15 protein-coding genes are annotated in these 20,724 nt (G+C 67.2%); 10 read left to right on the top strand and 5 right to left on the bottom strand.

The genetic code is table 11. The annotated features are described in order from the left end of the window. The first annotated feature begins 12 nt into the window (after positions 1-12). Positions 13-1,545: an NfeD family protein gene (locus ACYVGE_RS04525; RefSeq protein ID WP_460727489.1), complete on the top strand. Its 1,533-nt coding sequence runs from the start codon at positions 13-15 to the stop codon at positions 1,543-1,545. A 17-nt stretch (positions 1,546-1,562) separates the two neighbouring features. Continuing rightward, a complete protein-coding gene (locus ACYVGE_RS04520; RefSeq protein ID WP_460727487.1) occupies positions 1,563-2,318 on the top strand; it encodes a slipin family protein in 756 nt (251 codons plus the stop codon). Positions 2,319-2,361: 43 nt separating this feature from the next. Here the strand turns inward: ACYVGE_RS04520 and ACYVGE_RS04515 are convergent, their stop codons facing one another. From ACYVGE_RS04515 to ACYVGE_RS04495, 5 genes are all read right to left on the bottom strand, one after another. Next, entirely contained in the window at positions 2,362-3,462 is a 1,101-nt protein-coding gene (locus tag ACYVGE_RS04515; protein ID WP_460727485.1) for an NAD(P)/FAD-dependent oxidoreductase, read from the bottom strand. A gap of 543 nt (positions 3,463-4,005) precedes the next feature. Next, positions 4,006-4,134, bottom strand: coding sequence for a hypothetical protein (locus ACYVGE_RS04510; RefSeq protein WP_460727483.1), 129 nt, complete (start codon positions 4,132-4,134; stop codon positions 4,006-4,008). A gap of 143 nt (positions 4,135-4,277) precedes the next feature. After that, positions 4,278-6,044, bottom strand: a complete 1,767-nt coding sequence (locus tag ACYVGE_RS04505) for a pseudouridine synthase (RefSeq protein WP_460727481.1) — start codon at positions 6,042-6,044, stop codon at positions 4,278-4,280. Further along, complete coding sequence (gene scpB, locus ACYVGE_RS04500) at positions 6,037-6,924, bottom strand: SMC-Scp complex subunit ScpB (protein ID WP_460727479.1); 888 nt, start codon at positions 6,922-6,924, stop codon at positions 6,037-6,039. The genes ACYVGE_RS04505 and scpB overlap by 8 nt, the downstream gene beginning before the upstream one ends. A 73-nt stretch (positions 6,925-6,997) precedes the next feature. Further along, the gene (locus ACYVGE_RS04495) at positions 6,998-7,939 is read right to left on the bottom strand and encodes a segregation and condensation protein A (RefSeq protein WP_460727477.1); all 942 of its coding nucleotides are present in this window, start codon (positions 7,937-7,939) and stop codon (positions 6,998-7,000) included. 404 nt (positions 7,940-8,343) lie between these two features. On the opposite strand from ACYVGE_RS04495, the gene ACYVGE_RS04490 reads away from it, so the two are divergent. The 8 genes from ACYVGE_RS04490 to gyrA all read left to right on the top strand — a co-directional run bounded on the left by ACYVGE_RS04490 (position 8,344) and on the right by gyrA (position 20,634). Then, positions 8,344-8,643 (top strand): YciI family protein, encoded by a 300-nt coding sequence (locus tag ACYVGE_RS04490; protein ID WP_310052397.1) that lies wholly within the window; start codon positions 8,344-8,346, stop codon positions 8,641-8,643. Then, positions 8,643-8,930, top strand: coding sequence for a BolA family protein (locus tag ACYVGE_RS04485; RefSeq protein ID WP_460727475.1), 288 nt, complete (start codon positions 8,643-8,645; stop codon positions 8,928-8,930). The genes ACYVGE_RS04490 and ACYVGE_RS04485 overlap by 1 nt, the downstream gene beginning before the upstream one ends. Before the next feature lie 194 nt (positions 8,931-9,124). Next, positions 9,125-12,628 (top strand): chromosome segregation protein SMC, encoded by a 3,504-nt coding sequence (gene smc / locus ACYVGE_RS04480; RefSeq protein WP_460727473.1) that lies wholly within the window; start codon positions 9,125-9,127, stop codon positions 12,626-12,628. A gap of 29 nt (positions 12,629-12,657) precedes the next feature. Beyond that, the gene (gene zipA, locus ACYVGE_RS04475) at positions 12,658-13,410 is read left to right on the top strand and encodes a cell division protein ZipA (protein ID WP_460727471.1); all 753 of its coding nucleotides are present in this window, start codon (positions 12,658-12,660) and stop codon (positions 13,408-13,410) included. Between the two features lie 165 nt (positions 13,411-13,575). Further along, a complete protein-coding gene (ligA, locus tag ACYVGE_RS04470) occupies positions 13,576-15,660 on the top strand; it encodes an NAD-dependent DNA ligase LigA (RefSeq protein WP_460727469.1) in 2,085 nt (694 codons plus the stop codon). Next, complete coding sequence (gene epmA / locus ACYVGE_RS04465; RefSeq protein WP_460727467.1) at positions 15,657-16,643, top strand: EF-P lysine aminoacylase EpmA; 987 nt, start codon at positions 15,657-15,659, stop codon at positions 16,641-16,643. Before ligA ends, epmA begins: the two co-directional genes overlap by 4 nt. A gap of 42 nt (positions 16,644-16,685) precedes the next feature. Beyond that, positions 16,686-17,744 carry an S-methyl-5-thioribose-1-phosphate isomerase gene (gene mtnA, locus ACYVGE_RS04460; RefSeq protein WP_460727464.1) on the top strand — a complete coding sequence of 353 codons (1,059 nt, stop codon included), beginning with the start codon at positions 16,686-16,688 and terminating at the stop codon, positions 17,742-17,744. Positions 17,745-17,979: 235 nt separating this feature from the next. After that, positions 17,980-20,634: a DNA gyrase subunit A gene (gyrA, locus tag ACYVGE_RS04455; protein ID WP_460727462.1), complete on the top strand. Its 2,655-nt coding sequence runs from the start codon at positions 17,980-17,982 to the stop codon at positions 20,632-20,634. The last annotated feature ends 90 nt before the right edge of the window (positions 20,635-20,724 follow it).

Genomic DNA, 20,724 nt, shown 5'->3' with positions numbered 1-20,724 from the left:
GCGTGCGCCGGCGTGGCCGGACGCACGTGGGGCACGGTGCGAGATGGCAGCGCGCAGCCAGACGGCTGCGCGCTTGTGCGCGTCCTTAACAGCGGCTGGTATCAGATAAGGCATCGAGGCGGCCGCAGGCTTGCCATGAGATCGCTTGGCTACGCACTGCTGTTGATCTTCGGGTTGTGGGGGGCGCCGCTCTTCGCAGAACACGTCCCGGCGGGTTCGGTATTCCTGCTCGACATCAAGGGCGGGATCGGTCCGGCCACCAGCGACTACGTGCAGCGCGGTCTCAAGCGGGCTGCCGACACCCAGGCACGCGCGGTGGTATTGCGGATCGACACGCCCGGCGGTCTCGACGCGGCCACCCGCGACATCAACCAAGCCATCCTGGCCTCGGATGTGCCGGTGATCGGCTGGGTGGCGCCGGAGGGTTCGCGGGCCGCCAGCGCCGGCACTTACATCCTCTATGCCTGCCACCTGGCCGCCATGGCGCCCGCCACGTCGGTGGGGGCGGCGACCCCGGTGTCGATCGGCGGTGCGGGTGCGCCATCGACACCTGCCCCCGGAGATGGTCAATCCGATGGAGATCGCGACAAGGCCCGGGACGCCGACGCGACGCCGGACACGGAACAGGAAGGACCGCGCAAACCGCAAAGGGATGGCGAAACCGCCATGGAGCGCAAGGTCGTCAACGATTCCGTCGCCTATCTCCGCGCCCTGGCCGAACTGCGCGGACGCAATGTCGAGTTTGCCGAGGCCGCGGTACGCGATGCCGCCACGCTCACCGCGAGCCAGGCGCTGTCGCAACATGTCATCGAGCTGATCGCGCCCGACCTGCCATCGCTGTTGCGCCAGGCCAATGGCCGCGAGGTGAGGCTGGGGCAACGTCGGACTTTGCTGAAACTGGAAGGCGTTGCCGTCACGGCGTTACGTCCCGACTGGCGTGCCCGGTTGCTGGGTGTATTGACCGAGCCCACAGTCGCATACCTGCTCCTATTGGTCGGACTGTATGCGCTCGTGATCGAGGCCTACACGCCGGGAGCCCTGTTTCCGGGCGTGACCGGCGCGATCTGTTTGTTGCTGGCGTTGTACGCACTGCAGGTCTTGCCGGTGAACTACGCGGGCGTGGCGCTGATCGTATTGGGCGTGGCCCTGATGGCGGCGGAATTCGCCATGCCCAGCTTCGGTTCGCTTGGTATCGGCGGCCTGGTGGCGCTGGTCGCAGGATCGCTGATCCTGTTCGACACCGACGTGCCGGGATTCGGAGTGCCGGGGCAATTGATCTTCGGCATCGCCTTTGCCAGCGCGCTCGGATTCATGGCCCTGATCTGGCTTGCGGCGCGGGCGCGCAGGCTGCCCGTGGTTACGGGCATGCAGGAACTGGTGGGGCATCTCGCCATCGCCACCGGTGATTTCCAGGGACGCGGCCAGGTACGGATACGGGGTGAAGTCTGGCAGGCCGTGTCGCTGTCGCCGGTTCGGCGCGGGCAATCCGTGCGTGTCCAGGCGATGGATGGCCTGGTGCTTGAAGTCGTCCCGCTCGACCCATGACCCTGACGGAGCGCGCCATGAACATCATCCTCTACCTGCCCGCGATCGTATTGTTCGCCGCCATCCTCTTCAGTGCGGTCAAGATCCTGCGCGAGTACGAACGCGGCGTGGTGTTCCAGTTGGGCCGCTTCTTCAAGGTGAAGGGGCCGGGCCTGATCCTGCTGATCCCGATCGTGCAGCAGATGGTGCGTGTCGACCTGCGCACCATCGTCATGGATGTGCCGCCCCAGGATGTGATCTCGCGCGACAACGTCTCGGTGCAGGTCAATGCCGTCGTGTACTTCCGCGTGATCGATCCGCAGAAGGCGATCATCAACGTCGAACACTTCTACGAAGCCACCAGCCAGCTCGCGCAGACCACGCTGCGCTCGGTGCTGGGGCAGCATGACCTGGACGAGATGCTGGCCGAGCGCGAGAAGCTCAACGACGACATCCGCAACATCCTCGATTCGCAGACCGATGCCTGGGGCATCAAGGTCGCCAACGTCGAGATCAAGCGGGTCGACCTCAACGAGATCATGGTGCGTGCGATCGCACGCCAGGCCGAGGCCGAGCGCCTGCGTCGCGCCAAGGTGATCCACGCCGAAGGCGAGAAGCAGGCCGCGGCAGCGCTTGTCGAAGCCGCGCGCCTGCTCGGCGGTGATCCGCGTGCGATCCAGTTGCGTTACCTGCAGACGCTCACCGAAATCGCCGGCGAGAAGAGTTCCACCATCGTCTTCCCGCTGCCGATCGATCTGATCGACAAGCTGCTGTCGCGACGCGACGATTCGTAGCCGCTTTCGCAAGCGCTTCCGGCGCTCGACGCCGATGCGCGGTCTAGCAGCGGCGTTTGTGGAAATACACCTGTTCCGCGGCCCAGCGCAGGGGCGGGGAATGGAGCAGCAGGTCGAAGGGCCAGTCGAACTGCAGGCGATCGTAGGCCCAACGCAGGGCACGCTTGGCGCGGAAGCGGGGGGCGGATTCGACGGCGACGCATTCGGGCGGCGGGCCATCGTCGCGCAGGCGCGCGGCAATCGCGCGACCGACGGCCCAGCCATGTTCCCAGGCCGAATGAATCCCGCCCGCCGTGACCGGTGACACGATGCCGGCGGCATCGCCGGTCAGGATCACGCCATCGCCCGTCATCGAAGCGACAGGGCCACTGCACGGAACCAGTCCGGCGCGCGTGTGGCCAGGCTTGAGGTGGCGCGGAAGTCCACCGGCGGCGCCGACCCGCAGCAGGAAACCGTCGATGTCGGGAATGCGCGCGTGGCCGGGGTCGTGGCGAAGCGCCAATCCTGCCTGCACACCGGTGGGGCTCTGCGCGATCCAGCCGATGTAACCCGGTGCGTAGCGCTTGCTGATGAAGCAGTGCAGGGCATCGGCATTCGCCAGGCGCGCGCCGGGAAATTCGTATTCGATGCCGTAGAGGAACTGCCGTACTTCGCCGAGCCCGCAGCGTTCGGCAACGCGCGAACGCGCGCCGTCGGCACCCACCAGGTAGCGCGTACGTCCCAGGCCTTCGACCTGCCAACCGTCATCGGCACGGGTGCACTCGGTGAACGACGTGCCCAGCCGCAGGTCGACGCCGTTCGCGCGCAGTTGCTCCGCCAACCAGCGCATCACGCCTGGCGTATCGGTCGTGAGGAAGTAGTAGCCCGGCGCCGCCAGGGCGACCTGTTTGAGGCTGGGTGCATACAGGCGAACCTGTTCGACGCGTCGCGTGAGGTGCGCGGGCACCTGGTTGAGAAGGGTCTGCTCGGCGGCTTCCTTCACGATGATGCCGGTGGTGCGCAGTTTGTCGCCGGGGTCGCGCTTGCGTTCCAGCACGCACACGCGCAATCCGCGTTGCGCGGCTGCCAGCGCGCATGCCGAACCGGCGAAGCTGGCGCCCACGACGGTCACGTCGAAGTCGTACGTATCGGTGCCCGCTGCCATCCCGTCGTCCCATGCCTGAGCCGGGGGCAGGATCATCGATGCAGGTGAGGCGGATACGGGTGGTGTGTGAAGCGAGGGCGAAGCGGGGGACGGGCGCACTCACTGCAAGACCAGCGCGTGGGAGCTCTGGCAAGTGCGCGGCCGCAACCGCCAGATACGCGTCTAACGCTTCCCAAGGGGGAGGTAAACCACCGACCTCAGATTCCTGAGGCGTACGACCCCTTTCAGGGTCAGTGACCAACCGGCGGCCTCTGCGCGGATGAGTTCCTGTTCGACCAGCGATGCGGAATCACAGCCGTCGGGAATCCCCTGTCCCTGCTCGACGGAGTCGAGGAACGTCATGACGAGGAGGTCTGCATTCGAGAGGGCCATTGAGCGCTGGGCTGTCAGTGCGAATCCGCACCTGTCGTGTACGCCCATTGCATGCACGACAGAGCGAAGGCGGCTGTACAGGACAGGCCGCGTTCACCTAGCGGGCCCATGTCATGGCTCGATTTGCAGTTGGTTGACCTTCCCTTGCTGATCAGGAAGCCGCTGAGTCGATCAGCAGGGCATCTGGAAGTTGCCGAGCCCGAACGGGATCTCGACCAGTGCACCGCTTCGCACGCTCGACGCATACAACACGATGAGAATGCCTGTAATGAGGGCCGCGAATTTCGCTGGAGTGCGCATGGCAGTTCTCCGCGTTGTGCCGGGTTGCACATAGCACCCGGCGTGAGAAGCGGCTGTGAGCGCGGGTTTAATGAATCGCCTGCGGGAAACCACAAAAACAAAAGGCGCCGAAGCGCCTTTTGTTCCTGTCGCGAATGGCTCGATCAACCGCCGGAGTGGCGGCCGCCGCCGGGACGTCCACCACCGCGCGGACCACCAGGACGGGGGCCGGCCGGACGCGGGCCGCCGGGGCCACGATTGCCACCCGGGCGATTTCCGCCGGGACCGGCAGGGCGACCGCCTGCAGGACGCGGACCGCCTCCCGCAGGACGCGGACCACCCGGGCGTCCGCCCGGACGCGGGCCGCGCGGCTTGTCGCCGTACGGATTGAAGCCGCCCGTGCCTGCATGGTCGGACGGGAAGTGCGGTGCATTGCCGGGATGGCCGTAGGGCTTGGGCGCGCGACCCTGTCCCTGGCCACCACCGCCACCGGGGCCACGCGGACCACGCTCGCCACCCGGGCCACGCGGACCGCGTTCGCCGCCGTAGCCGCCGCGTCCACCTTCGCCCTGGCCCTGGCCGCCGAAGCCGCCTTCGCGACGCGGGCCACGGCTTTCACCCTGACCGCCGCCAAAGCCACCTTCGCGACGCGGTCCGCGATCGCCGTAACCGCCACCACCGCCACCGCCACCAGGACGCTTGCCGTAAGGCTTCTGGGGGCCACGGTTTTCCGGATTGCGATGCCCGGTCGGGCCGGTCTCGACGCCTTCGGGCACGTACCAGGTACGGAACGCGGCGGGATTGCCTTCCGGCAACGGACGCGGACCCTTTTCCTTGCGCTGCTTGAACGGCTTCTGCGATTGCTTCGCCGCCATTTCGCCGCTGACGGTCAGGCCGCCGTGCGGCTTCTTGCCACCGCGGCCACCGCGGCGGTCTTCGCGCACATGGTCGAAGCGGCGCAGTTCGCGGCCTTCGTCGGCGGTGTTGTGGCCGCTGACGTAACCCTGCGAGCGGGCGCGGCCGGTGAGGTCGATGGTCGACTTGGTCGCCTTGCGCTGGCCGATCACCGGCTGCAGCGTCAGGGCAGAAGGCGTATCGCTCTCGAGGCCGAGTTCACTGCGCAGTGCTTCGACCTTCTCGGAGGCGAGTTCCTGCGACTGGCCGCGCAGCAGTTCGCGCGGCAGCGCGACCTTGCCGTAGCGCACGCGCTTGAGGCGGCTGACCTGGCAGCCCTGCGATTCCCACAGGCGGCGCACTTCGCGGTTGCGGCCTTCCTTCACCACGACGCGGAACCAGTCGTGCCGGCTTTCCTGAGGCATGTTGCTGCCGCCGACGCGTTCGATCTCGTCGAACTTGGCCGGGCCGTCTTCCAGCGCGACGCCACGGGCGAGGCGGTCGACGAGGTTGTCCGGCACCACGTCCTGGCCTTCCGGTGCGCGCACGCGGCAGACGTATTCGCGGTCGACTTCGAACGAGGGATGCATCAGCGCATTGGCGAGTTCACCATCGGTGGTGAGCAGCAGCAGGCCGGTGGTGTTGATGTCGAGGCGGCCGATCGCGATCCAGCGCGCGCCCTTGAGCATCGGCAGCGACTCGAACACGGTCGGACGCCCTTCGGGGTCTTCGCGCGTGGTCACTTCGCCTTCGGGCTTGTTGTACATCAGCACGCGGGCGGGTTCGGTCAGCGCGGTCGCGACAAAGACCTTGCCGTCGATCTCGATCTTGTCGCCGCCGGTGACGCTCTGGCCGACCGTGGCGGTTTCGCCATTGATCTTGACCAGTCCGTCGGCGATGCGCTGTTCCAGCGCGCGGCGCGAGCCGAGGCCGGCCTGCGCGAGGACCTTGTGCAGGCGCTCCTCGAGCTTGGGGGCGTCGGCGTTCTCTGCGCCGGGGCGCTTGAGGGTGAGCTTGCGGCTCTTTTCTTCAGTCATTTTTCTCTTGCTCCGACGATGCCTGCTCCGCGAGGGAGGTTTCGGCGTCGTCATCGGTCATTGGAACGGTCGTCGTCTCGACGGCGTTGTCCTGGAAGGTTTCTTCCTCCAGGAATTCGTTCTCGTCCGCCGCGCGCATTCCCGGCGCGGCTTCGGGATCGCCATCGCTGGCGTGTTCGTTGTGTTCGTCGGCCTCGCCGAGGCCTTCGATGTCGTCGTCTTCGCGCTCGTCGGCATCGAGGTCGTCGGCGTTGGCAGCGTCGGCTTCAACGCCGGTTTCGTGCCCGATGCCGCCGGCTTCGATCGGCGTCGGGTCCATCACGTTGTCGAACTGCAGTTGCGGTTCCAGCTCGCCGATGTCCTTGAGCTCCGACAGCGGCGGCAGTTCGTCCAGGCGCTTGAGGCCGAAGTAGTCGAGGAAGGCCCTGGTGGTGCCGAACAGCGCCGGCTTGCCCGGCACGTCGCGGTGGCCGACGACGCGGATCCATTCGCGCTCTTCCAGCGCCTGGATGATGTTGCTGCTGACGGCCACGCCGCGGACCTGTTCGATCTCGCCGCGGGTAATCGGCTGGCGGTAGGCGATCAGGGCGAGGGTCTCGAGCGTGGCTCGGGTGTACTTGGTCTTGCGGTCGGTCCACAGGCGCGACACCCAGGCGTGCACGTCGGCCTTGACCTGGTAGCGGAAACCGGAAGCGAGTTCGACCAGTTCCACGCCGCGTTCTTCGCAGGCATCGCGCAGGGTTTCCAGCGCAGTCTCGACGCTGTCGTTGGGCGCGGGCTGCTCCTCGGGAAACAGCGAATGCAGCTGTGCCAGCGTCAGCGGCTGGTTGGCCGCGAGTAGGGCGGCTTCGACTATGCGGGTGATGAAATTCTGATCCATGGATGCTCGGGGGCTCTGGCCTTAAGCAGCTTCCCGCGGGTGCGGGCGGTTGGGATGGGTGTCGTTCGTGGCGTCAGCGCGAATCGTCGTTCGCGGCCGGTGTGTCGAATTCGCTGCTCAACTCGATCTCCTCGCCTTCCTTCATCAGGGCCAGCGACTTGACGTAGATCGGCTGCAACGGGCCTTCCTGGACGATTTCCAGCAATTGCTCCTTGGCCAGCGTGAGCAGGCCGAGGAAGGTCACCACCACGCCGAGCTTGCCTTCCTCGGCGGTGAACAGCGATTCGAAGCGATGGAAGGCGCCGTCCTTCAACGCCTCCAGCAGGTCCGCCATGCGCTGGCGGACGCTCAGCGCATCGCGCTTGATCGCGTGCTGGGTGAACAGCTCGGCGCGCTTGAGCACGTCGTGCAGGGCCAGCAGCATCTCCTTCATCTCGACCGGCGGCGGCAGCTTCACCGAGGCGCGATCCGGGACGAAGGCGGTAGCCGGGGTGGTATCGCGGTCCTGGCGGGGCAGGGCATCGATATCTTCGGCGGCCTTCTTGAAGCGTTCGTACTCCTGCAGGCGACGCACCAGTTCGGCGCGCGGGTCGTCCTCCAGGCCTTCCTCGGTCGGCGCGCGCGGCAGCAGCATGCGCGACTTGATCTCGGCCAGCATCGCGGCCATGACCAGGTATTCGGCCGCCAGCTCGAAGCGCATCTCGTGCATCGACTGGATGTACTCGACGTACTGGCGGGTGATCTCCGCCACCGGAATGTCGAGGATGTCCAGGTTCTGCCGGCGGATCAGGTACAGCAGCAGGTCCAGCGGGCCCTCGAAGGCTTCGAGGATGACCTCGAGCGCGTCCGGCGGGATGTAGAGGTCCTGCGGGATCTGCAGCACCGGCTGGCCAAGCACCATCGCCAGCGGCATTTCCTGCTGCTGCGGCCGGTTGTTGCCGTTGTGGTTGTTTTCCGGCGCGGCAGGCACGCTGCCATCGCCGGTTACATCGCCGCTGTTTACGTCATCGGTCATTCGAAGCCGGCCCCTCCGGGCCCTGGCATTGGCTGGCATCGGCGGTGCTGGCAGGGGGCAAGGCCCGGTCTGCACGGCACGACCGCAAGGTGCTACGGACTGCAAAAGTCGAAAGCTGGTCCCAAGTTGCCCGAATGGACTTCAGCCTGCGCACCCGCATGGCGGGGCGATGGAGGTGAAGTGGATTGCGGGCGTGGGGCGGGAAGGCGCAGCGATGCACTTCGATGTGCGTGTGGCGACGGTGTGGGGCCCCAGTCGCGACGGCCGCTGCTTCCGGCCTCAGGTAGTTGCCGTCAAGGGTACGGGGCCGGGCAGGGCGTGTCCAGCGACTTCCACCGCCGCGTGGGCTGCGATTTCATGCGCGGCTACAATTCCTCGACCCCGCGCACAGGAAGAATGAACACATGTGGTACGTGATCGAAGGCCACGATGGCCCGGATGTCCTCTCCAGGCGTGTCGCGGCGCGTCCGGCGCATCTTGCCCGGCTGACTGCGCTTCGCGACGAGGGTCGCCTGATGCTGGCCGGTCCCTGTCCCGCCATCGATGCCGAAGACCCGGGCCCGGCCGGCTTCAGCGGCAGTCTGGTCGTGGCCGAATTCGGCTCCCTGGAAGACGCCCGTGCCTGGGCCGACGCCGATCCGTACATCGAAGCCGGCGTTTACACGCGCGTCGACGTGCGCCCGTTCAAGCGGGTCCTGCCCTGATGCCTGCACGCGAACAGCGGGTCGATGCGATCCGTACCGCCATCGAATCCGCCCTGGCCCCGGTGCGGCTCGAGATCGAGGACGAGAGCCACAAGCATGCCGGCCACGCCGGAGCGCGCGACGGCCGCGGCCACTTCCGCGTCGACGTGGTCAGCGGCGCCTTCGTCGGCATGTCCCCCATTGCCCGCCATCGTGCCGTTTATGCCGCCGTGGGGGAGTTGATGGCGACCGACATCCATGCCCTCGCCATCCGGGCGCGTACGCCGCAGGAAGCGGACACACCTTAGATATGCGGGACGACTTCCGCGGTTCCGTGCGCAGGCCCCTGTCACGCGCAAACCGGCCCGTTATACTCGCCCACAACTCCGGCTTGTAAGTCGGACGCCGTCTAAGTGAATCAATGGCTTAGGCGAACTATTTAACCTGTTTCAGAATCAAGTGGCGAAGCCGGCAATGGCCTCGCCCGGGGCACCCGCGCCACATGCGTCTTTCCACCATCAAGCTCTCCGGCTTCAAGTCGTTCGTCGATCCGACCACTCTGCACCTGCCGACCAACATGACCGGCGTCGTTGGTCCGAACGGTTGCGGCAAGTCCAACATCATCGATGCCGTGCGCTGGGTGATGGGCGAGAGCTCGGCCAGCCGACTGCGCGGCGACTCGCTGACCGACGTGATCTTCGCCGGTTCCTCGGCGCGCAAGCCGGTATCGCAGGCGCAGGTCGAGCTGATCTTCGACAACTCCGATCACACGATCACCGGTGAGTTCGCCGCGTTCAACGAAATCTCGGTCAAGCGCGTGGTCAGCCGCGATGGCCAGAGCCAGTACTACCTCAATGGCGCCAAGTGCCGCCGCCGCGACATCACCGACCTGTTCCTCGGCACCGGCCTGGGCCCGCGCAGTTACTCGATCATCGAGCAGGGCATGATCAGCCAGGTCATCGAGGCCAAGCCCGAGGAGTTGCGCGTCTATCTCGAGGAAGCTGCCGGCATCTCCAAGTACAAGGAGCGCCGCAAGGAAACCGAGACCCGCATCCGCCACACCCGCGAGAACCTCGACCGCCTCAACGACCTGCGCGAGGAGGTCGGCAAGCAGCTCGAACACCTCAAGCGCCAGGCGCGCCAGGCCGAGCAGTACCAGGCGATCCAGGCCGAGCGCAAGGTGAAGGACGCCGAGTGGAAGGCGCTGGAGCACCGCGTCCTCGACCAGAAACTGCAGACCCAGCGCGAGAAGCTGGGCCAGCAGGAAACCCGCCTGCAGCAGTTGATCGCCGAGCAGCGCGAAGCCGAGCGCGAGATCGAAACCGGCCGCGTGCGCCGCGAGGAAGCCGCGGAGAACCTCAACAAGGCCCAGGGCGCCAGCTACGAAGTCGGCGGTGCACTGGCGCGCATCGAACAGCAGATCCAGCACCAGCGCGAGATGTCCACGCGCCTGCAGCGCGCCCGCGACGAGGCGATGACGCAGCTGGCCGAGATCGCCTCGCACATCGGCAACGACCAGTCGAAGCTCGACGTGCTGAGCAACGCCATCGAGGAAGCCGAGCCGCGCCTGGAACAGCTGCGCGAGGAAGACATCGCCCGCCAGGATGCGCTGCGCGACGCCGAAACCCGGCTCAATGAGTGGCAGCAGCGCTGGGATACGCATACCCGTGCGCAGTCCGAAGCCGCCCGCGCCGCCGACGTCGAACGCACCCGCATCGAACACCTCGACCGCCAGTCGCTCGACGCCGATCGCCGTCGCGAATCGCTGACGACCGAGCGTGCCGGCCTCGACCTGACCGCGCTGGCGGAAGCCTTCGCCGGTATCCAGGAGCAGCACGACACCCAGAAGGAATCGCTCGACAGCCTCACGACCGAGCTGGAGACCCGCAAGCACAGCCTGACGGAACTGCAGGACCAGCAGCGCGCCGCGCAGACCGAGCTCGCCGAGGTCCGCAAGCAGGCGCAGACCTCGCGTGGACGCCTGTCCTCGCTGGAAACGCTGCAGCACGCCGCGCTGGGCCAGGAGCAGGGCGCCGCGACCGAATGGCTGCGCCAGCGTGGCCTCGACAACGCGGCTCGCGTCGGCGAGAAGCTGGTCGTCGAGCCGGGTTGGGAAAACGCCGTCGAAGGCGCGCTCGGCCAGCTGATCGAAGGCGTACTGGTCGAAGCCCCCGAGGCGCTGGTCGACGCGATCGGCGATCTCGGCGAAGGCCGCCTCTCGCTGGTCGATCCGCACAACGAGTCCGTCACGTTCGCCCCGACGTCGCTGGCGTCGAAGGTGCAGGGCCCGATCGCGATCCGCCGCATCCTCGCCAAGCTGCACACCGCCGAAACCCTGGGCGAGGCGCGTGCGCTGCTGCCGCAGCTCGGCGACGGCGAGTCCGTCATCACCCGCAATGGCGAGCGCCTCGGCGCCGGCTGGGTGCGCGTGTTGCGCTCCGGCGCCGCCAAGCAGGGCGCGCTGCTGCGCGAGCGCGAGATCCAGACACTGCGCGCGCAGATCGAAGAACTGCAGCACCGCGAGCACGAGCTCGAGCGTGGCATCACCGCCTGGCGCGATCGCCTGCTTGCCGCCGAACAGCATCGCGAAGACGCCCAGCGCGCGCTGTACATGGCGCACCGCAGCGTGTCCGAACTGGCCGGCCAGCTGCAGAGCCAGCAGGGCCGCCTCGACAACGCCCGCGGCCGCATCGAAAAGATCGATGCCGAACTCGCCCAGCTCGCCAGCTCCCTGAGCGGTTCGCGCGAGCAGGCCGGTGAGGCCCGTGCGCGCCAGGAAGAGGCGGTCATGCGCATGGCCGAACTGGAAGACGTGCGCATTGCGCTCGACGCCGAACGCCGTGCGCTGTCCGAGGCGCGCGAGCAGGCCCGCAACATGGCTCGCGAGTCGCGCGATGCCGCGCAGGCGCTGCTGCTGTCGGTGGAAACCCAGCGCGCCCAGATCGCCGGCCTGATGCAGGGCCTCGACCGCATGGGCGGCCAGCGCGGTCAGCTTGATTCACGCCTGGGCGAACTCGCGGAGCAGCTCGCCGAAGGCGACGAGCCCGTGCACCAGCTGGACCAGCAGCGCCAGGTCGCGCTGGAGCAGCGCGTCATCGTCGAACAGAACCTCGCTGCCGCGCGCACCACGCTCGACGGCATCGACAACGAACTGCGCCAGTTCGAGCAGACCCGCCATGCCCGCGACGAGCAGGCGATCTCGCAACGCGAAGCCATCGGCCAGCGCCGCCTCGAACAGCAGGCGCTGGTATTGAAGGCCGAAACGCTGAGTGCGGCGATCGTCGAGGCCGGCTTCGTGATCGAGGACGTGGTCAACACGCTGCCCGACCATGCCGATCCGTCGGCGTGGGAGAAGGTCGTCACCGACCTCGACGGCAAGCTGCGCCGCCTGGAACCGGTCAACCTGGCCGCTATCGCGGAACACGCGGAGCAGGCCCAGCGCAAGGAATACCTCGACGCCCAGGACGCCGACCTCACCATGGCGCTGGAAACGCTGGAAGAGGCCATCCGCAAGATCGACCGCGAGACCCGCGGCCGCTTCAAGGACACCTTCGACCGCGTCAATTCCGGCGTGCAGGAGCTGTATCCGCGCCTGTTCGGCGGCGGCCATGCCTATCTGGAACTCACGGGCGAGGACCTGCTCGACACCGGCGTGGCGATCATGGCGCGTCCGCCGGGCAAGCGCGTGTCGAACATCTCGCTGCTGTCCGGCGGCGAGAAGGCGATGACCGCAGTCGCGCTGGTGTTCGCGATCTTCCGCCTCAATCCGGCGCCGTTCTGCCTGCTGGACGAAGTGGACGCGCCGCTCGACGAAGCCAATGTCGGCCGCTTCACCGCCATGGTCAGCGAGATGAGCGAAGCGGTACAGTTCCTGTTCGTCACGCACAACAAGGCGACGATGGAAGCCGCGCAACAGCTCTCGGGCGTGACCATGCGCGAGCCGGGTGTCAGCCGCCTGGTGTCCGTGGACCTGGCCGAAGCCACGCGCCTGGCCGGCGCCGCGTAAATCGCGATAAAAAACGGAGACCACGCACGATGTCCGACACGACCCTGCTGCGCATCGCGATCGCCATCGCCGGACTGATCCTGATTGGCGCCATCGTCTTCTTCGGCAGGCCGCGCAAGCAGGAACAGGGCAAGCGGGTCCCGCGCCCCAGCATCGCCGATCAGTTCGCGCCGCGCGCGGAACCGACGCTCAACAGCGCCGCCGGCAATGGCGAGGTCGTGGACAACTACGACGAACGCGCCACGCAGGCTGAGCTGGAGCTGGCAGCCGACGCCGCGGGCACCGGCCCGGGCCAGGCGAGCAGCGACCTCGGCAAACGTTCGGATGAGAGCTTCGAAAAGATCGTGACGCTGTACCTCGCGGCGCGCGCCGGCGCGAAGCTGCATGGCCCGGACATCGTGGTCGCCGCGGAAAAGGCGGGGCTGTCCTATGGCCACATGGGCGTGTTCCATCGCCTCATCGACAACCATCCCGAGCGCGGACCGGTCTTCAGCGTCGCCAACATCATGAAGCCGGGCAGCTTCGACATGGCCAACATCCAGGCCATGGAAACCCCGGCCATCGCGTTCTTCCTCACCCTCCCGGCACCCACGCCCGCGCTGGACGCATGGGAGACCATGTTGCCGACGGCACAGCGCATGGCCGAACTGCTCGACGGCGTAGTGCTCGACGAGTCGCGCAATGCCCTCGGCCGCCAACGCATCGCCCATATCCGCGACGAGTTGCGGGCCTGGGACCGCCAGCGCGAAGTGACGCCGCTGACCAGGCCCGGGCGCTGGTAATACTTCGGTCCAGGCATCGGCGCAGCCGGCCTGGGCCGTCGATTCCCTCGCGGCGGGACGCCCGGCCCTGAGATTTTTTGCGGTCCACAAACAGCGGGTCCACAAGGCTGCGCACTACTGCGCACTACAATCGGGGATCGCCGCACCATCGAGCGCAGGATCCACGTGACCCAAGGCCCCGCCCGCCGCATTGCCGAACTGCGCCAGCAGATCGAAGACGCCAACTACCGCTATTACGTCCTTGACGATCCGAGCATTCCGGACAGCGAGTACGACCGCCTGCTGCGCGAGTTGCAGGCCCTGGAAGCCGAACATCCCGAGCTGGCTTCGACCGACTCGCCGACGCAGCGCGTAGGCAACGCCCCGTCGGCGAAGTTCGCCGAAGTCCGCCACGCGGTGCCGATGCTGTCGCTGGCCAATGCCTTCAGTCCCGACGAAATCCACGAGTTCGTCGCCCGCATCGGCAAGGAAACCGGCGATTTCGAGCCGATGTTTTCCGCCGAGCCCAAGCTCGACGGCCTGGCCATCAGCCTGCGTTATGAACACGGGCAGTTCGTGCGCGGTGCCACGCGCGGCGACGGTGCCACCGGCGAGGACGTCACCGCCAACCTGCGCACGGTGCGTGCGATTCCGCTCAAGCTGCGCGGCAAGGCGCCCTCCGTGCTCGAAGTGCGCGGCGAGGTCTACATGCCCAAGGCCGCCTTCGAACGCTACAACGAGTGGGCGCGGGAGAATGGCGAAAAAACACTGGCCAATCCCCGCAACGGCGCCGCCGGTTCGCTGCGCCAGCTCGATCCGCGCGTGACCGCGCAACGGCCGCTGGCGTTCTTCGCCTATTCGCTGGGCGAAGTGGAAGGCCTGAAGCTGCCGCCCACGCATTCGCAGACGCTCGCCCTGCTGCGCGAGTTCGGGCTGCCGGTAAGTCCGCAGGTCACCACGGCGCGTGGCGCCGGAGGCCTGCTCGAATATTTCGAACACATCGGCCAGCAGCGCGACGATTTGCCCTATGACATCGACGGCGTGGTCTACAAGCTGGATCGCTACGACCAGCAACGCGCCATGGGGTTCGTCTCGCGCGCGCCACGCTGGGCGATCGCGCACAAGTATCCGGCGCAGGAAGAAGCCACCACCGTCGAATCGATCGAGGTCAACGTGGGCCGCACCGGCGCGGTGACACCGTGGGTGCTGATGAATCCGGTACACGTCGGCGGCGTCACGGTGACGCGCGCCACGCTGCACAACGCCGACCAGGTGGCGCGCCTGGACGTGCGCAAGGGCGACGTGGTGATCATCCGCCGGGCCGGCGACGTGATTCCCGAAGTCGTGCGCGTGATCGAGGAACGGCGCCCGCGCGACAAGCAGGGCAATCCGCTGCATCCGCCGTTCGTGATGCCGTCGCAATGCCCCGCTTGCGGGTCGGCGGTCGAGCGGGAGGAAGGCGAAGTGGTGGCACGCTGCACCGGGGGGCTGTTCTGCCCGGCGCAACGCATCCAGGCGCTCTTCCACTTCGCATCGCGCCGCGCCATGGATATCGAGGGTCTCGGCGAGCGCTTCATCACGGCGCTGGTCGAGTTGGATCATGTGCACACCGTTGCCGACCTCTACAAGCTGACGCTCGATGATTTCCTCGAGATGAAGCGCCGCGCCGACGAGCGCGATGGCATCACCCCGGAGACCGTGAAGGCCGGCAAGGTGGCAACGCGATGGGCGGAAAACCTGATTGCCGCCATCGATGCGAGCCGCAACACCACGCTGGAACGCCTGCTGTATGCGCTGGGTATCCGCGATGTCGGCGAGTCCACCGCCAAGACCCTGGCCAAACACTTCGGCGCGCTCGCTCCGATCATGGAGGCCGATGTGGACACGCTGAGGCACGTACCGGACGTCGGTCCCGTCGTCGCGGCGCGCATCGCCCATTTCTTCGCCGAGCCGCACAACCGCGAAGTCATCGCCGCACTCGGCGCCAATGGCGTGCACTGGAAGGAAGGCGCACCGCAGCGCGCCTCCGAAGGGCCCTTGTCCGGCCAGACCGTCGTGCTGACCGGCGGCCTGGAGGCGATGTCGCGTGATGAAGCGGGCGCCAGGCTGGAAGCCCTGGGGGCGAAGGTGTCCGGCAGCGTGTCGAAGAAGACCTCGTTCGTCGTCGCCGGTGAAGCGGCAGGTTCCAAGCTCGCCAAAGCGCAGGAACTCGGCATCGAGATCTGGGACGAAGCGAGATTGCTCGCCTTCCTCGCCGGGACGCGACAGTGACAGGGACAGTGCCCCGGGACTGGCAGCCATCGGCTTCGTTCGCGGCCCTGCGCCTGCGTGCGCGCCTGAACGCCGCCATCCGCGGTTTTTTTGCCGAACGCGGGGTACTCGAAGTCGAGACGCCGGTGCTTTCGCGCGCCGGCAATACCGACCCGAACATCGCCTCGTTCTCCCTCGAATTCAGTGGCCGCACCGATGGAGCGCCGCGCAGGCGCTGGCTGCGCACGTCGCCGGAATACCCGCTCAAGCGGCTGCTGGCCGCGGGCCTGGGCGACTGCTACGAGCTCGGCCGCGTATTCCGCGATGGCGAAGCCGGTGGCCGCCACAACCCCGAGTTCACCATGCTCGAGTGGTACCGGGTCGGCTGGGACCATCGCCGGCTGATCGAGGAAGCGGCGGCGGTGGTCAACGCCGCGCTGGCGCTGGTGGGACGCAGCGCGGAGTTGACGCAGGTCAGCTACCACGACCTTTATCGACAGCAGCTGCGCGTGGACCCCGCGACGGCGAGCGAAGCCGAATTGCGCGAGGCATTGGGTGATGTCGTGATCGACCCGCAGGGCCTGACCCGCGACGACTGGCTCGACCTGCTCATGACGCACCGCCTGCAACCTGCGTTTCCCGCCGACCAGCTGCTGGCGCTGTACGACTATCCGGCTTCGCAATGCGCACTTGCCCGCATCCGCGCCGGCGACCCGCCCGTAGCCGAACGCTTCGAGCTGTACCTCGGTCCGCTGGAGATCGCGAACGGCTACCACGAGCTCGCCGATGCCGCGGAACAGGGGATGCGCTTCGACCATGACCTGCAGCGGCGCGGGCAACGCGGCGATGCGCAGCCACCGCGCGATGAACGCTTGCTGGCGGCGCTGGATTCCGGTTTCCCCAGCTGTGCCGGCGTTGCACTCGGAGTCGATCGCCTGATGATGGCCATGCTCGCCACGACGCGCATTGCCGATGTCCTGGCGTTCGACTTCGGCCGCGCCTAGTCGCCCCGCGGCTGTTGCATCCGCAGGGCATACAATTGCCCCATGGACAACGCCATCGACTTCGACCGCTACGACCGCATCCGTCCCATCCGCTGGACCGGCGACGCCCTGGAGCTGCTCGACCAGCGCAAGCTGCCGTTCCAAACGGAATACGTGCGCTGCGAAACCAGCGACGAAGTCGCCACCGCCATCCATTCGCTGACCGTGCGCGGTGCACCGGCGATCGGCATCGCGGCTGCGTGGGGCGTGGTGCTCGCGGGCATGAAGATCGAAGCCGCCGACGGTGCCGAAGCCGCGCGCAAGCTCGAGGCGCCGATGCAGCGTCTCAACGACGCACGTCCCACCGCCGTGAACCTCGCCTGGGCGCTGGCACGCATGGGTCGGGCACTGGGCGCGGCGGGCCCGGACTGGCGCGATGTGAGCGTGCGTGAAGCGCAGGCGATCAACGATGAGGACCTGGCCGCCAACCGCCGCATGGGTGCGCTCGGCGCGGCGCTGATCGCGCCCGCAAGCGGCGTGCTCACCCACTGCAATACCGGTTCGCTCGCCACCGCCGGATTCGGTACCGCGCTGGGCGTCATCCGCGCAGGGGTCGCCCAGGGCCGGATCGGCCGGGTATACGCCGGCGAGACCCGCCCGTGGCTGCAGGGGGCACGCCTGACGGTGTGGGAACTGCAGCAGGACGGCATCCAGCCGACCCTGATCGCCGATGCCGCGGCTTCGCACCTGATGAAGACGGGCGCCGTGCAATGGGTGGTCGTCGGCGCCGACCGCATCTGCGCCAATGGCGACACCGCCAACAAGATCGGGACCTACCAGCTGGCCATTGCCGCCCGCCACCATGGGGTGAAGTTCATGGTCGCCGCGCCGTCCTCCACGGTCGACATGGCCACGCCGTCCGGCGACGCCATCCACATCGAGGAGCGCGACCCGGGCGAGATGTTCGCGATCGGCGGCGTGCGCACGGCCGCACACGACATCGGCGCCTGGAACCCTGTTTTCGACGTCACCCCACACGATCTGATCGATGCGATCGTGACCGAAAAGGGGGTCGTCGAGCGTCCGGACGAAGCCGCCATGAAGGCCGCGTTCGGCGCCTGATCGGGCGCTATTCCGGCGGTCCTGCGATCGGCCGGCGGGGCACGTTCAAAACGGCTTCCGAAAAGGCGCGTAAGTGCCTGTTTCTGCGTGGGAATAAGGGGCCATTGAAAGGCCGATCCGTGCTAAGATTTCACGTCTTTTGAAGCCGCCCTGAGCGAGCCGCAAAACACGCCCGCTCGGGCATGGTTTTGCCTCGCCTCCGGGCCCGATGCAAACGCACCCATACGGAACCCGAATGGCAGAACTCGCCAAGGAAATCATCCCGGTCAACCTCGAAGACGAGATGCGCCGCAGCTACCTCGATTACGCGATGAGCGTGATCGTCGGCCGCGCGCTTCCCGATGTCCGCGATGGTCTCAAGCCCGTGCATCGCCGCGTGCTGTTCGCGATGACCGAGCTGGGTGCGCACAGCAACAAGCCGTACTACAAGTCGGCTCGTATCGTCGGTGACGTCATCGGTAAGTACCACCCGCACGGCGACACCGCGGTGTACGACACGCTGGTGCGCATGGCGCAGCCGTTCTCGCTGCGCTACATGCTGGTCGACGGGCAGGGCAACTTCGGTTCGATCGACGGCGACTCCGCCGCCGCGATGCGTTACACCGAGGCGCGCATGTCGCGCCTCTCGCACGAGCTGATGGCTGACATCGACAAGGAAACCGTCGACTTCCAGCCCAACTACGACGAAAAGGAACTCGAACCCACGGTCATGCCGACCCGGGTGCCGAACCTGCTCGTCAACGGTTCCGCCGGCATCGCGGTCGGCATGGCGACCAACATCCCGCCGCACAACCTCGGCGAAGTGGTCGACGCGACGATCGCGCTGATCGACGATCCCGCGATCGACATCGACGGCCTGATGCACTACATCCCCGGCCCGGACTTCCCGACCGCGGGCATCATCAACGGCGTCGGCGGCATCCAGCTCGCCTACCGTACCGGTCGCGGCCGCGTGCGCATGCGCGCCAAGGCTGATATCGAAGTCAACGAGGACACCGGCCGCGAAGCCATCGCGGTGACCGAGATCCCGTACATGGTCAACAAGGCGCGGCTGATCGAGAAGATCGCCGAGCTGGTGAAGGAAAAGAAGCTCGAGGGCATCAGCGAGCTGCGCGACGAGTCCGACAAGGACGGCATGCGCATCTTCATCGAGGTCAAGCGCGGCGAGTCCGCTGAAGTGGTGCTCAACAACCTCTATCAGCAAACGCAGATGGAGTCGGTGTTCGGCATCAACATGGTGGCGCTGGTCGACGGCCGCCCGCAGCTGCTGAACCTCAAGCAGATCCTCGAAGCCTTCGTGCGCCACCGCCGCGAAGTAGTGACGCGCCGGACGATCTTCGAACTGCGCAAGGCCCGCGCCCGCGCGCATATCCTCGAAGGCCTCACCGTCGCGCTGGCCAACATCGACGAGATGATCGAGCTGATCAAGACGTCGGCGAACCCGAACGAGGCGCGCGACCGCATGCTGGCGCGCACGTGGGAGTCGGGCCTGGTCGGTGCGTTGCTGGCCGCCGCCGGCGCCGAAGCCTCGCGTCCGGAAGACCTGCCGCAAGGCGTCGGCCTGATCGACGGTCGCTACCAGCTGACCGAGGCCCAGGCGCAGCAGATCCTCGAGATGCGCCTGCACCGCCTCACCGGGCTGGAGCAGGACAAGCTGACCGAGGAATACAAGCAGCTGCTCGACACCATCCGCGGCCTGATCGAGATCCTCGAGAACCCGGCCGTGCTGCTCGACGTGATTCGCACGGAGCTGCGCAACCTCAAGGAAGAATTCAACGACCCGCGCCGCAGCGAGATCCGCGCTTCGGAAGAAGACCTCGACATCCTCGACCTGATCGCGCCGGAAGACGTGGTCGTGACGCTGTCCCACTCCGGCTACGCCAAGCGCCAGCCGGTCAGCGCCTACCGCGCGCAGAAGCGCGGCGGCAGGGGCCGCAGTGCGGCGTCGACCAAGGACGAGGACTTCATCGACAAGCTCTGGCTGGTCAACACCCATGACACCTTGCTGACCTTCACCAGCGCGGGTCGCGTGTTCTGGCTGTCCGTGCACCAGCTGCCGGATGCCGGTCCGAACGCGCGCGGCCGCCCGATCATCAACTGGATCCCGCTGGAAGCCGGCGAACAGGTCCAGGCGGTGGTGCCGGTGCGCGAGTACGCGGAAGGCAAGTACGTCTTCTTCGCCACGCGCAATGGCACGGTCAAGAAGACCCCGCTCACCGAGTTCGCCTTCCGCCTGCAGAAGGGCAAGATCGCGATCAACCTCGACGAGGGTGACGCGCTGGTCAACGCCGAGCTGACCGACGGCACCCGCGACATCATGCTGTTCGCAAGCAACGGCAAGGCCGTGCGTTTCGCCGAGAGCGAAGTGCGCTCGATGGGCCGTACCGCCACCGGCGTGCGCGGCATCCGCCTGGCCGAAGGCGAAGGCGAGGGCGAGGGCGACGAGGCTCCGACCGGCGCCAAGGTCGTCAGCCTGATCGTGGTCGATGGCGACGGCGACATCCTCACCGCCAGCGAACGCGGCTACGGCAAGCGCACCCCGGCCGAGGAATACCCGCGCAGGGGACGCGGCACCCAGGGCGTCATCGCGCTCAAGACCACCGAGCGCAACGGCCTGCTGGTCGGCGCGGTGCAGCTGTCCGACCACCACGAGGTCCTGCTGATTTCCGATGGCGGCACCCTGGTGCGCACGCGCGCGGCGGAGATCTCGCAGGTCAGCCGCAACACCCAGGGCGTCACCCTGATGCGGATGGCGGCGGACGAAACGCTGCAGGCGATCGAACGGCTGGACGCGTCGCTGGACGACGAGGGCGATGGCGAATCCGTTGCCGCGCACGGGGTGGAAATCGCCGCGCACGGCTCCGAAGCGACGATGGATCCGGTCGACTGATCCGGGTCGGTTCCGGATCGGTTCCGGTTCCTGGAAACGCCGCCTTCGGGCGGCGTTTTCTTTTCCAGGCCAGGCGCGGAAGCACTTGGC

Source organism: Lysobacter rhizosphaerae (assembly GCF_054779795.1).
Note: the sequence above shows the minus strand (reverse complement) of the source record. Positions and strands in the feature narration are given on the sequence as shown.

Bases quoted from the DNA above. Each gene is read 5' to 3' on its own strand.
- ACYVGE_RS04520 (WP_460727487.1), top strand. From the start codon at position 1,563: ATGAACATCATCCTCTACCTGCCCGCGATCGTATTGTTCGCCGCCATC.
- ACYVGE_RS04515 (WP_460727485.1), bottom strand. From the start codon at position 3,462: ATGGCAGCGGGCACCGATACGTACGACTTCGACGTGACCGTCGTGGGC.
- ACYVGE_RS04510 (WP_460727483.1), bottom strand. From the start codon at position 4,134: ATGCGCACTCCAGCGAAATTCGCGGCCCTCATTACAGGCATTCTCATC.
- ACYVGE_RS04505 (WP_460727481.1), bottom strand. From the start codon at position 6,044: ATGACTGAAGAAAAGAGCCGCAAGCTCACCCTCAAGCGCCCCGGCGCA.
- scpB (WP_460727479.1), bottom strand. From the start codon at position 6,924: ATGGATCAGAATTTCATCACCCGCATAGTCGAAGCCGCCCTACTCGCG.
- ACYVGE_RS04495 (WP_460727477.1), bottom strand. From the start codon at position 7,939: ATGACCGATGACGTAAACAGCGGCGATGTAACCGGCGATGGCAGCGTG.
- ACYVGE_RS04490 (WP_310052397.1), top strand. From the start codon at position 8,344: ATGTGGTACGTGATCGAAGGCCACGATGGCCCGGATGTCCTCTCCAGG.
- ACYVGE_RS04485 (WP_460727475.1), top strand. From the start codon at position 8,643: ATGCCTGCACGCGAACAGCGGGTCGATGCGATCCGTACCGCCATCGAA.
- smc (WP_460727473.1), top strand. From the start codon at position 9,125: ATGCGTCTTTCCACCATCAAGCTCTCCGGCTTCAAGTCGTTCGTCGAT.
- zipA (WP_460727471.1), top strand. From the start codon at position 12,658: ATGTCCGACACGACCCTGCTGCGCATCGCGATCGCCATCGCCGGACTG.
- mtnA (WP_460727464.1), top strand. From the start codon at position 16,686: ATGGACAACGCCATCGACTTCGACCGCTACGACCGCATCCGTCCCATC.
- gyrA (WP_460727462.1), top strand. From the start codon at position 17,980: ATGGCAGAACTCGCCAAGGAAATCATCCCGGTCAACCTCGAAGACGAG.